At 63.2% G+C, this 12,633-nt stretch carries 11 protein-coding genes, 1 pseudogene and 1 riboswitch; all 12 genes and pseudogenes read left to right on the forward strand.

The features are described from left to right. The first annotated feature begins 108 nt into the window (after window positions 1-108). The 12 genes and pseudogenes from D6T63_RS15660 to D6T63_RS15715 all read left to right on the forward strand — a co-directional run bounded on the left by D6T63_RS15660 (window position 109) and on the right by D6T63_RS15715 (window position 12,623). The gene (locus D6T63_RS15660) at window positions 109-969 is read left to right on the forward strand and encodes a sulfite exporter TauE/SafE family protein (protein ID WP_120149997.1); all 861 of its coding nucleotides are present in this window, start codon (window positions 109-111) and stop codon (window positions 967-969) included. 114 nt (window positions 970-1,083) lie between these two features. Beyond that, window positions 1,084-1,458 (forward strand): thioredoxin, encoded by a 375-nt coding sequence (gene trxA / locus D6T63_RS15665; protein WP_120149998.1) that lies wholly within the window; start codon window positions 1,084-1,086, stop codon window positions 1,456-1,458. Window positions 1,459-1,581: 123 nt separating this feature from the next. Continuing rightward, entirely contained in the window at window positions 1,582-2,934 is a 1,353-nt protein-coding gene (locus tag D6T63_RS15670; RefSeq protein WP_120149999.1) for an MBL fold metallo-hydrolase, read from the forward strand. A gap of 318 nt (window positions 2,935-3,252) precedes the next feature. Beyond that, complete coding sequence (locus D6T63_RS15675) at window positions 3,253-4,497, forward strand: MFS transporter (protein WP_120150000.1); 1,245 nt, start codon at window positions 3,253-3,255, stop codon at window positions 4,495-4,497. A gap of 135 nt (window positions 4,498-4,632) precedes the next feature. Beyond that, window positions 4,633-4,980: a DsrE family protein gene (locus D6T63_RS15680; RefSeq protein ID WP_120150001.1), complete on the forward strand. Its 348-nt coding sequence runs from the start codon at window positions 4,633-4,635 to the stop codon at window positions 4,978-4,980. A gap of 181 nt (window positions 4,981-5,161) precedes the next feature. Then, window positions 5,162-5,455, forward strand: a complete 294-nt coding sequence (locus D6T63_RS15685; RefSeq protein ID WP_328588681.1) for an SHOCT domain-containing protein — start codon at window positions 5,162-5,164, stop codon at window positions 5,453-5,455. Next, a complete protein-coding gene (locus D6T63_RS15690; RefSeq protein WP_120150002.1) occupies window positions 5,452-6,960 on the forward strand; it encodes a multicopper oxidase family protein in 1,509 nt (502 codons plus the stop codon). The genes D6T63_RS15685 and D6T63_RS15690 overlap by 4 nt, the downstream gene beginning before the upstream one ends. Window positions 6,961-7,606: 646 nt before the next feature. Continuing rightward, on the forward strand, window positions 7,607-8,323 hold the full coding sequence (locus D6T63_RS15695; RefSeq protein ID WP_120150003.1) for a VIT1/CCC1 transporter family protein: 717 nt from the start codon (window positions 7,607-7,609) through the stop codon (window positions 8,321-8,323). 272 nt (window positions 8,324-8,595) lie between these two features. Beyond that, a pseudogene (locus tag D6T63_RS20035) lies at window positions 8,596-9,852 on the forward strand (IS30 family transposase). 16 nt (window positions 9,853-9,868) lie between these two features. Continuing rightward, a complete protein-coding gene (locus tag D6T63_RS15705; RefSeq protein ID WP_407923756.1) occupies window positions 9,869-9,982 on the forward strand; it encodes a multicopper oxidase domain-containing protein in 114 nt (37 codons plus the stop codon). Window positions 9,983-10,008: 26 nt separating this feature from the next. After that, window positions 10,009-11,265, forward strand: a complete 1,257-nt coding sequence (locus tag D6T63_RS15710; RefSeq protein WP_182977048.1) for a PQQ-binding-like beta-propeller repeat protein — start codon at window positions 10,009-10,011, stop codon at window positions 11,263-11,265. Window positions 11,266-11,582: 317 nt separating this feature from the next. Beyond that, window positions 11,583-11,760, forward strand: a riboswitch (cyclic di-AMP (ydaO/yuaA leader). Window positions 11,761-11,834: 74 nt separating this feature from the next. Then, window positions 11,835-12,623 (forward strand): LysM peptidoglycan-binding domain-containing protein, encoded by a 789-nt coding sequence (locus D6T63_RS15715; protein ID WP_182977049.1) that lies wholly within the window; start codon window positions 11,835-11,837, stop codon window positions 12,621-12,623. Window positions 12,624-12,633: the final 10 nt, after the last annotated feature.

Raw genomic sequence — 12,633 nt, forward strand, 5'->3', positions numbered from 1 at the left:
GCACCTCACCCTGGTAGTGCGAGGTCCTCCCGTCCCGTGCTGGACCAGCGCTTTGCACCTGGACCGCCATCTCCGCCCGTGTGGGAGGGGAAGACAAGGACACGAACTATGACCTTCACCCTCGTACTGACTCTTTTGTTTTCGGTGTTAATCGGGCTCTCGCTTGGGTTGCTCGGCGGCGGAGGGTCGATCCTGACCGTTCCGATCCTCACCTACATCGCGGGGTTCGAGCCAAAGGAAGCCATCGCCGCGTCCTTGTTCGTGGTGGGGGTGACCTCGGCGTTCAGCGCAATCAGCCACGCCCGTAATGGGCGTGTGCGGTGGCGTACGGGCCTGATCTTCGGGGCGGCCGGTATGGCGGGGGCTTTCGGTGGCGGACTCATCGGCGGCCACGCACCTGGAACCCTGTTGATGATCGGCTTCGCCCTGATGATGGTGGCCACTTCTCTTGCCATGATCCGGGGCCGCAAGAACGTGGTCGCCGTCGAGCACGGTGAGCTGCCGACCGGCAAGGTGATCATCGAGGGCCTCGTGGTGGGTCTGGTCACCGGGCTGGTGGGTGCTGGAGGCGGTTTCCTTGTCGTCCCGGCTCTGGCCCTGCTGGGCGGACTGCCTATGCCCGTAGCGGTGGGCACATCACTGGTGGTCATCGCCATGAAATCGTTCGCCGGCCTCGCCGGCTATCTCACCACCGTGTCCCTGAACTGGGGTGTAGTGGGAGCAGTTACCGTTGCCGCGATCCTGGGCTCGGTCATCGGCGCCCGGCTGGCCGGGCGCATCCCAGAAGCGGCCCTGCGGAAGGGATTCGGGATCTTCGTGCTGGTCATGGGCGTGTTCGTCCTCGTCCAGGAACTGCCCGGCACCGCCGGGATCGCTGTCGGCATCGGCGCCGTCGCCCTGGCCGCCGCCGCCGCCGTCTGCTGGTTCACCGTCCCCCGATGCCCTCTGCGGGTCGCCTCCACCGCCTGACCGCACTTCATACCACCTCCGGCACTACCGAGACCCCGTTCACTCACCAACGTTCCCTACCGGTGTTCCCCGCCAGCGTTTCCCACAAAGGGTTAGCCTAAGAAAGGACCTCCCATGGCCACCATCGACATCACCGAAGCAGACTTCGACACCACGATCAAAGAAAACGGCATTGTGCTCGTGGACTTCTGGGCGGCCTGGTGCGGCCCCTGCCGCATGTTCGCTCCTACCTACCAGGCCTCCTCCGAAAAACACGGGGATGTGGTCTTCGCCAAGGTCGACACGGAGGCTGAGCAACGCCTCTCGGCTGCAGCGAACATCAGCTCCATCCCCACCCTGATGGCCTTCCGTGAAGGAGTGCTGGTCTTCTCCCAGCCAGGAGCCCTACCAGCAGCGGGTTTGGAGCAGCTCATTACGGCAGTGAAGGACCTGGACATGACAGCGGTGCACGCTAAGGCAGCACAACAGCGCAGCACCACCGAAGTCTGACCCGGACACCAGCAGGCCTTCCCTTCCCTTCCCTTCCCTTCCCTTCCCTTCCAGCACGCTTCATCACCCCCCGATCCCATACCAGGTGGTCTTGAACGCGCCACCCATCACAGGAGGAACACCATGGACGTTACCGTCATTGAAACCCCGCAACTGGGCGACCGCAGCTACCTTGTCCACGACGGAAAGGTGGCACTGGTCATCGATGCCCAGCGCGACATCGATCGTGTGGAGGCCCTCCTTGAGGAGGCTGGGGTGAAGCTCACCCATGTGGCCGAAACCCACATCCACAACGACTACGTCACCGGCGGGCTCGTCCTGGCGCAGAAGTACCAGGCCGATTACCTGGTCAACGCCGCCGATACCGTGTCCTTCGAGCGGACTCCGATTGCCGATGGCCAGAGCGTTCAGGTCGGTGAGCTCAGCGTTAAGGCGGTAGCCACCCCGGGGCACACCCATCACCACCTTTCCTTCGTCGTCGAGCACGACGGAGAGCAGGCCGTGTTCTCCGGAGGCAGTGTCCTCTACGGCTCCGTCGGCCGTACCGACCTGCTCGGGTCCGAACACACGGTCGGCCTGACCCACGACCAGTGGGCCTCGGCCCGGCGCCTGGCCAAGGAAGCCAAGGAGCAGGCGGCCCTGTACCCGACCCACGGCTTCGGTTCCTTCTGCTCCTCCGGGCCCGCCACCGGGGCAGGCGAGTCGACCCTGGGTGAGCAGTTCTCCACCAACCACGTCTTTACCGACGCCGACGAGGAGCACTTCGTCTCGGAGCTGATCGCGAACCTCACCGCGTACCCGAACTACTACGTACACATGGGACCGGCCAACGCCGCCGGCCCCACCGAACCGAACCTGGCGGTCCCCGACTCTTTGGATCCTGCGGAGCTCAAGGCACGCCTGGACGCCGGCGAGTGGGTGGTGGACCTGCGCAACCGGGTTGCGTATTCCTCCGAGCACCTGAAGGGCACGATCAGCTTCGAGTACGGCAACGGGGGAAGCTTCACCACTTTCCTGGGCTGGATCTTCCCCTACGAAAAGCAGTTGACCCTGGTCGGTGACCGGGAGGACGTGGAGAACGCGATCCGGGACCTCTCCCGGATCGGCATCGACTCCCCGGACGCCGCCGTGGGAGAAAACCCTGCCGAACTCGCCCCTGAGGTCCCCGTGTCGTCCTACCCGCGGGTGGGCTGGGCCGGGGTGCTCTCCGACCGCCCGGACCAGGAGCCGATCCTGGATGTGCGCCGGGCCGAGGAGTACGAGGCCTCCCACATCGACGGCGCCATCCACATCCCGCTGCACGAGCTGATCACGCGCATGGATGAAGTGCCCGAGGGCCGGCTGTGGGTGCACTGTGGATCCGGCTACCGCTCCGGTGTGGCCGCCAGCCTGCTCGAGCGCGCCGGCAAGGACCCCGTGCACATCGACGCGATGTTCGACAAGGCCGCAGACGCCGGCCTGCCCATGGCCAGCTGACACGAGCGCCTGGTCGCTGCACCGCGGCCGGTCCCTCGGCCCGGGGGGTGGACAGGAATCCTCCTGCCCACCCCCAGCCGCAGCACCACCCATCCCAAATTCTGCCGGTCAAAAGAGGCCTCTTATGGAAACCCACGCCGCTCAATCCCGCGCCCGGAAGCAATTGCGCAGCCTGACGGGCATGGCGACCACGGTTCTCAGATCTCTTTTGGCCGGGTGGGAGTCGTGTTCGCGTGACTGCTTCCAGCCCAAATCCCCGCAGAGGGAACCCCGCTCCCCCTCCATCACCGTCGCCATCACGCCTGAACGGCCCCAGATATGAAGCGCCAGGGCCACACCCTTGCGCTGGGGTTGCGGGAGAACCTGGCCCAGTTCACCCTCCTCGTAGCCGTCAATGCCCTGGTGGGCGGCACGCTGGGACAGGAACGCACTGTCCTGCCGCTGCTGGCCACCGATGTGTTCCATCTGAACCTTTACACCAGTTCGTTGACCTACATCCTGGCCTTCGGGCTCGCCAAAGCCGCCGCTAATTACGCCGCCGGCACCCTGTCGGATCGTTATGGCCGCAAACCCGTGCTGGTAGCCGGGTGGCTGATTGCCCTGCCGGTCCCGGTGTTGCTGATCTACGGGCCCTCCTGGGGGTGGATTGTGGCTGCCAACCTTGTGCTGGGCATTAGTCAGGGCCTGACCTGGTCCACGACCGTGGTGATGAAGATGGACCTGGTCGGCCCGGACCGGCGCGGAGCGGCAATGGGACTGAACGAGGCTGCAGGTTATCTCGGGCTTGCCGGCACAGCTTTGGCAACCGGATACATCGCGGCCACCTATGGGCTGCGGCCCGGACCGTTCCTGCTCGGGGCTGCCTACATCGCCCTCGGCCTGGGACTATCGGCACTGTTCGTGCGCGAAACCCGCTCCCACGCGCACCTGGAAGCCAAAAGTCAGACACGCCACGGTCTCGGGAATCTGTCCACACGGGAGGTTTTTACTCTCACGAGTTTCCGGGACAAGTCCTTGTCCGCTGTAAGCCAGGCCGGACTGGTCAACAACCTCAACGACGGGCTGGCGTGGGGCCTGTTCCCCGTCCTGTTCTCCGCCGCGGGACTGTCCCTGGGCCAGATCGGGATCCTCGCAGCCGTGTACCCAGCCGTGTGGGGTGCCGGGCAGCTGGCCACCGGCGCCCTGTCGGATCGATGGGGGCGCAAGGGTCTCATCGTGTCCGGGATGCTCACCCAGGCGGTAGCCTTGGGCATCGTTGCGACCGGTTCCACCTTCAACCTCTGGTTGCTGGCCATGATCCTGCTGGGGGCAGGGACCGCAATGGTGTACCCGACCCTGCTGGCCGCCATCGGTGACGTCGCCCACCCCGCTTGGCGCGCCCGGTCGGTAGGAATCTACCGTTTGTGGCGCGACGGCGGGTTCGCCGTCGGAGCCGTCGTCTCCGGCCTGGTCGCCGACGCTTTCGGCGTCCCGGCCGCCGTCGCTGTCGTCGCCGCCCTGACCGCCGCGTCCGGGGGCGTCGTCGCCCTCCGGATGCGCGCCAATGATCACATCAACTCCTAACAGCAGCTCCTGACACCGGCCCATGCCAATCAACCCATGACGCCGGCACACACCCCGGTCCTGCAGCGTCCAACGGTTTCTCCCCTCTTGGCCCGCTTGTAACCCTCCTGCAACCCTTTCCGGAAAGGACCCAGCATGCACCGCACTGTCATCCATCTCAATGAGGCGGACCCCGCCAAGATCCAGGCCGTGCTTCAAAACACCAGCAATCTCTTCACCGCCCTCGGTGAGGAGGGACTTCAGGCAGAACTAGTCGCCCACGGTCCCGGAATCACCGTGACCACGGCCACCCTCGCCGGTGCGTTCACCGGTCCATTGGATGATCTGATGTCGCGGGGACTGGTGGTGTGTGCGTGCCGCAACACCATGACAGCGAAGGGCCTAAGCTCAACAGACCTCCTCGAAGGCGTCACGATCGTGGACTCCGGGGTAGCCCATCTGGTGACCCGGCAAGGCCAAGGATGGTCCTACCTCCGGCCTTGACTCCCCTCTGCGCTGCCCTTCAGGAAAACAGGCAACGCTGTGTACCTCCAGGGTTTCAACCCGAAGAATCAGCACAACGAACACTGCTGACACCTAGATAACACCCTGAAATCCCAGTAATGCAGGCACTAATGCAGGCACTGACTCGAACGACGAATGATAAAAGATGAGGAGTACACCGATGATGAATGGCGGCGCGGGTATGGGTGGTATAGGCGGCATGGGCTTTACGTGGATCTTCGGGCTGCTGATGATCGTGGGCTTGATCGTGCTGGTGGTTGTACTGGTGAAGACCTTCACCGGAGGGTCGTCGACTGGCGGGGCTTCCACTACAGAGAGGCCCGACGACAGTGATGGGACGCGTGCACGTTCTGGCCGGGGGCGGGAAATCCTCGCGGAGCGTTACGCCCGCGGAGAACTCAGCGCCGAGGAGTACCGCGAACGATTGCGCACCCTTGAGGAGGATGGCCTGTGAGCCCGCTGACCCGCCGCCAACTGTTGACTCTGGGCGCTGCCGGAGCCGGCGCCACCGCCCTTGGTGGGACCGGCTTGTGGTGGACCACCACTGGCGACTCCGGCTACACCGGCGGTGGTGGTGGTGACCTGATCCAGCCGCAGGTGTTGGCCAGCCGCGACCGCCTACTCGAACTGGATCTCACCGCCGCTCCCACGCAGATCCGGGTCGGCGGACGGGACGCGTCCCTGTACGCCTTCAATGGGTCCCTGCCCGGGCCGACTCTGCGGGTGGCACCGGGAGACACGATCCGGGTCCGGATGCGCAACCAGCTGCAGGACCCGACGAACCTGCACGTGCACGGGCTGCACGTATCCCCGGAAGGCAATAGCGACAACCCGTTTGTCAGCATCGCACCCGGAGAGTCCTTTGACTACGCCTTTGATCTTCCCGCCGACCACCCGGCAGGCACCTACTGGTACCACCCCCACCACCACGGCAATGCCGCTGACCAGGTCGCCGCCGGACTCTACGGGGCAATTATTGTAGAAGACCCCGAGCCGATCCCGGTGGCCAGAGAGCGGGTCATGGTGGTCTCGGATCTGACCCTCGATACTTCCGGTAATCTCCCCGGTGCCACCTCGATGCAGCAGATGATGGGCAGGGAAGGCGACATGGTGCTGGTCAACGGCCAGCTCCGCCCGCAGATCACCGCCTCCCCAGGTGAACGCGAACGGTGGCGAATCGTCAATGCCTGCCCTTCCCGGTACCTCCGTCTGCAGATGGAAGGCCAGCAGTTCCGGGTGTTCAGCCGCGACCTCGGGCGCCTACCAGTTCCTGAGGAGACCACCGAAGTGGTCATCGCCCCGGGGAACCGGGTTGAACTCCTCATAGAAACCACTGAGGGTTCCTCAGCGCTGATCACGACACCCGTGAACCGCGGCGGCATGATGGGCGGCATGAGCGGCAATCGTTCAGACAACGGTTCGGGCAATGACGGAGCGATTGAGCTGCTGACACTTGAGGTGTCTGGCGACCCTGCACCGACACAGGAGGCCGTGCCGGGTGGTCCCGCGTTGCGCGACCTGCGCGGCGAACCCGTCGCCGGCCGCCACACCCTGGACTTCGCTATGGGGATGGGTGGGGCCATGGGTGGGGGCGGAACAACGATGGGTGGTGGAGGCTCCGCACAAAACGACTCGATGGCCTTCACCATTAACGACCGGAAGTTTGACGCTGAGCGGGTGGACACGTCGGTGAGAGCTGGGAAAGTGGAGGAATGGACGCTGGTTAATTCCAGTCCCATGGACCACCCCGTGCACCTCCACGTGTGGCCCATGCAAATCGTTCAGGACGGTGACCGCGACCTCACCGAACCGAGGTGGCAGGACGTCGTGAACGTGCCGGCTCGCAGCCGGGTGAAAGTGCTCATAGCCTTCGATGACTTCCCGGGGAAAACCGTTTACCACTGCCACATCCTGGATCACGAGGACCAGGGCATGATGGGCACCGTCAACGCCCGCTGACACCCTGGCGTCCCCGCGGTCATACGCCAGCGCCTGGAGAATCAGCACGCCGAGCGGCCCCCCCCCCCCCCCCCCCCCCCCCCCCCCCCCCCCCCCCCCCCCCCCCCCCCCCCCCCCCCCCCCCCCCCCCCCCCNGACCCTCTGGCGAACGTTTTCTGCACCGTCACGCATACCCCTCCCTTGAGGAGGATTCCCTAGACCGTGCAAACTCCTTGTCCCTTGGACGTTTGAAGTCGAAAGCGCTTGCGTAGCGGGTAATGAAGGCTTGGTTTTCGCAGTGTTTTGTGGCCGAGGAGATGGTTTCGCGGGGTGGCGTTCTTGATGTCGGCGTGGGCGTGTCGATCCTATTAGCGGTGTGGAGGTGTTTTTGTGGGTGATGGGCTGGTCGGTGAGGCGGGAAGTGCCTCCGATGATGCTGACGGTAAGGAGTAAATGGTCATGACCACGAACCCCGAAGAGCGATCATGTCCTTCGCCGACTGGGGTGCGCTGTGGCAACGAATGAGTGCCTGTGGCATTTGAATGTCGGATTGTGTGTAGGTCAGCTGCAACTTGTCACGGTCAGCAACCGCGTGTCGCGGTAGTGGTGGTTTAGGTGAGCCGATCCTGCATGGAAAGCACCGGACAGGAAGTGCTTCACTGCTTCCATGACTGATGATCTGGACCCGGTTGAGCCTCATGACAGTGGTGTGGCCGCACGTTTGAATTGGTTGCGCGCTGCAGTGCTGGGTGCGAACGATGGAATTGTGTCCACGGCGGCAACAGTAATTGGGGTTGCCGGGGTGACGAACACCCTTGCGCCGATCCTGGTCGCTGGTACAGCCGCTGTCGTGGGCGGTTCCGTGTCGATGGCCTTGGGCGAGTACGTGTCGGTCAGCAGCCAAAAGGACAGCCAGGAAGCACTGATCGAAAAGGAACGGCAGGAGTTACGCGATGACCCTAACGGAGAGCTCGAGGAGCTTGTTGGGTTGTACGAGGCGAGAGGGCTGACCCCCGCGACGGCCCGGCGGGTCGCTGTCGAGTTGACCAATCATGATGTTTTGGCCGCGCACCTGTCAGCGGAGCTGAACATCGACGAACTCGAAGTCGCGAATCCGTGGCATGCCGCTTTTGCTTCCGCTGGTGCATTCGCCGCCGGCGCGGTTCTGCCTTTGCTCGCGATCCTGCTGCTGCCCGCTGAGGTACGCATACCGCTGACGTTCGTCGCGGTCCTGGTGGCGTTGACGATTACGGGAGCTATCAGCGCTCAGGTCGGCGGAAGTTCCCGGCGGCGTGCCATGCTGCGTCTTGTCATGGGAGGTGCGTTGGCAATGGCGTTCACCTACCTCGTCGGCGTGCTCCTCGGCACGACGGGCATCGCGTGACACCCGTCATCCACCGATCTCACTAAGCCAGAATGACCCCGGCGCCAGTCCGCCATTAGCTCCACATCAAGACCCAGCTCTGCTGCCGCGGCTTACCCGGCCCTGAATCTTGCTTAGTCCATACTTCTCAACGCTGCAGTCCCTTCTCCTCCACCGGGTACTGACGGACCGCGGAAAATCACCGTCGTCTGGCTATGTCAACCTAAGCGGGACCCATCGGGGCGGGGCAGAATCTCACGGTCGTTGCAACACCAGTGTTTTCAGGAGTTGCTATGTCGACGAGGAAGCTTGTTCGGAAGAAAACTAGTTTGCAGGGAAACACGTCCAAGCGGGCTCGGTACGTCGAGCTCGCTCGACAGGGGTTGGGGAATGGTGAGATCTGCCAGATTCTGGGGATTTTCCGCCGCACGGGCACGAAGTGGCGTTACGGGTACACGCTTCGGAACTCGCACACTGGCCAAGTGCGCCAGTACCCACCGATCGCTGAAATTAGTCGCCGCTTGCCAGCCGAGCCAATCAAATATCTGTCCGGTAATGACCGGATTCGGATCGCGGAGCTACGTCGGTTAGGCGAAGGTGTTCGTCGGATCGCGGCCCTGTTGGGTCGCTCACCATCGATGATTAGCAGGGAGCTGCGGCGGAACGCGCGACCCTCCGGGGCGTATACGCCGTACCATGCGCAGCAACTCGCCCGGCAGCGTCGCCTCCGACCGAGGAGAGGGAAGATCGCGTTGACTCCGGAGCTGCGGGAGCAGATCCAGCAGCTCCTCGAGAAACGGTGGAGCCCGGCGCAGATCGCGTGGCACCTAAGAACGACGTTCCCCACCGATGAACGGATACGGGTAGCACCGGAGACGATATATTGGGACCTCTATAACTGGCAGTCCAGCTCTCTGACGCGGGCCTACTGCCGGTTCCTTCGCCGCCGGCACATCACGAGGAAGCCGTCGCGGATGGTCCCAAGACGCCGGGCCAGGTTCGCTGGCGATGTTCTAATGATCGATGACCGACCGCTCCCGCCGGAGGATCGCAGCACACTGGGTGCGTGGGAGGGAGACCTAATCATGGGTCGCCACAACCGGTCTTCGATCGCGACACTCGTGGAACGTTAGATCCGGTTCCTCATTTGCCTGCCCGTGAATGCCAGCGACCGATCCGCGTCCCTCCGCGACACCATGACCACGGCGATGCTCGCCCTGCCCCCGAGACTACGGCGGTCACTGACCTGGGATCAGGGTTGAAAGATGACCTAACATGCCGATATCACCGCGAAAACGGAGATGGCAGTCTACTTCTGCGACCCGCACTCGCCCTGGCAACGAGGATCCAACGAGAACACGAATGACCTGCTGAGGGATTACTTCCCGAAAGGGATCAATCTCAACGTGCACAGCCCAGAACATCTCACCCACGTCGCCGCCGAAGTCAACAACCCACCCCGAGCCGTGCTTGACCGGGATACCCCTGCGAACCAACTCGCTACGCTTTTGAACACCGCCCACCACACCACGGTGTTGCAACGACTGTGAGATTCTGCCCTTCCTTCTGCCTCATCCGGGAACCTACTGGTACGACTCGCATGTAGGGACGCAATTGGACCGTGGACTTTACGGGGCACTGGTGATCGAGAACCCGACCTATTGCCTGATGACAGCTTAACTATGCGTGGTAGCGTCACCTTGCAAATGTATAAACATAAACTCCGAGGAAGCGTCGTGGTCGGCGTTTCGTTGGCCGTCCTGCTTGGCGCAACAGGATGCCTCCCAGCCGGCGAGCAAAGTGGTGCCCAGCGTGTCGATGTTGGCGAACCGCTAATGACTGCATCTGACTCGACTGCCGGTGAGGGATTGTTTCCAGGCTTCGACGTGAACTCTGAAGTGAGGATCGACAGTACTCCCTTCGCCGTCGGCGGATCGTTTATTGGTTCTGCCTTTCCCCGGGACGGCCGCTCAATGTTGAGCTTTTATGGCTTCGACGCCACCGGCACTACCTGGCGAGTCGACACCAACCCAACCTGCGTGGGAACAGCCCCAACGCAGGTTCGAGGCGAAGCCGCGATTGTCATCCTGGACTCCAGTACCCGCAATGACGGGCAGGGCGTGAGCATCACCGTAGCCACGGCGTTCTCCGCGGCAGACGGAGACGTGCTCTGGGGGCCGACAGAGGTGCCCGGCCCCTCCTCCGGTACCGGATTACTCTTTGCTAACACGCCCAAGGCACTCACTAGCGAGCGAACCCCAGCGACGTTGCTCGATGCCGCATCCGGCGCAGTCGTTGACGAATCCGCCGGCCCCGCTCTCTACGAGCACCATGGGACCGCGTTGGAGGGCACCGCGGACAACTTCTCCGCTATCGACAGCCGCTCCGGCGAAACACTATGGGCGTCCGCGGAACTAAGCCCCGACCCCTTTGGCGTTAGCCCGGCGGCCAGCGCCCGGTATGAAGGCAGTTACGGGCCATCAACTGGAGGTCTCGTAATTGTGGAATGGGCTGACCCTGCGGGGGCGGTTGCGCCTGTGTCCGTCATCCACGATCTCAGGACCGGCGCGCCACTTGGCAGGGTGGATGGAACTCCATCGGGCATAGCCGCAGTAGATGACGCCTCACAAACCGTGCTTTTCACTTCACAATACGCAGAGGGTGGATACGTAGTGACGGCCGCGCGGCCGGGAAAGGGCCTTTTATGGGCTAAGGAATTTGCCAGCCAGGCCCAGGTATCAACCATCGGTGCCGGGATGGTCTACGCCCAGGTCGACGGCCAAGCAGCCAGAATTGATCTTGATTCCGGTACGATCCTGACCTCGGGCCAGTACACCCTTCCCATGGCCATGCTTCCCAATGGAACCGCGTTGTTCCCCACGGATCAAGCCGGAACGTACACAGTTGCAACCCCCCGCAAAATGCCTGCTGCCCGACAAACAGGACCCAGCTCGGTACGCTGATGCGGAAGGCGGCCGATGCGGTTGCGGTGAACACCGCAAGGGCCGCGGTAGCGGCCACTTGTGGCAGGGCTGGAACTTTCTCTAGTGAGTGCTGCTGTGGTGAGCTAGCGCCATTGGAGGAACCGCCGCAGGAGGCTCGGTGCCACTGGTGGGGCTTCGCTGGGTGCACCCAGGGCGCTCGGGATCCATACCTAAGACACCTAATCCACGTGCCTCTGGACATGCGGCCCACAGCCTCCCCTTCCGCAAATGTTTATACATCTGTGATCTTCGGGTACATTGGTCCCCGTGCCGCTCATCTGGTTGCGGCGTCCTGGTCTCTTACCGAACTCTGCCGGAGACCGGGTCCACAGATCATCGAGGCAGAGGCGGGGAACCCAATTTGCGGATTCCATGCGAATCCTTGGGGTGAAGCCGCGCGGACACTATATCCGCCGGCCGGGTGACTCCTGCCCGAATCCGACAGCTCACCTCGCAGGTATAGGGAGAGGTTACATATGTCACAGTCGAAGACCCGCGGACGGCATCGCGCCGATACAAGCGACCGCACACTGGTGTCCAGCAAAACCATGAGCCAGGGAGCTCGGATGGGACGCCAGGCCACTGTCATTATCGCCGGCTCAGGGTTGTTGCTGTCCATGGCCGCCCCGGCGCAGGCCAGCGCAACATCATCCGGTACGTATAGCGAAACCGCGGCACTGGAGTCACCGTTCAGTCTGCCCTCCGGTGCTGTCAGCACGTCGGCGGCTGGAAGCGTCTACACGGTGCAGCCCGGGGACACCCTGGGGCTGATCAGCGCACAAAACCAGGTGAACCTGGAAACGCTCCTGGCCGCCAACAACCTCACCATCAGCTCCATCATCTACCCGGGTGACAGCATCAAGCTCACTGCTTCCTCGGCTGGTGCACCTGCCGAGCAACCCCAGCAGTACAGCTCAGCCAGAATCCAGGCTCAGGTTCAGAGCGGGATAAGCGTACAGTCGGCAACCATCGCCCCTATCGGGCAGGGCAGCGAGACTGCTTCGACCTCAATCAACCAGGCCATCCTGGGATCAGCAAAGGCACAACTCGGTGCGATCCAGGACTGCACCGTCCTGGGTGAGGTCGCCCTGCGGGCGGCAGGGATTCAAGGGGTCGGTGATGAATCGCCCGAGTCGTTGATGTCCTACGCCACGCAGGTATCGGACCCGCAGCCTGGAGATTTCGTGTACTACGCCGACGGCGGCATGGGGTATTCGCATAATGCGGTCTACCTCGGCGGAGGCCGCGCGATCCACAGCGGCTGGAACGGGAACCAAACGATCGAGGAAAGCGTGAACGTCGGTTCCGGTCCCATCTACTACCGGGTCAACGGCTAATAATTAGTCC

This window comes from Arthrobacter cheniae, assembly GCF_003602275.1.
GTDB lineage: Bacteria > Actinomycetota > Actinomycetes > Actinomycetales > Micrococcaceae > Arthrobacter_D > Arthrobacter_D cheniae.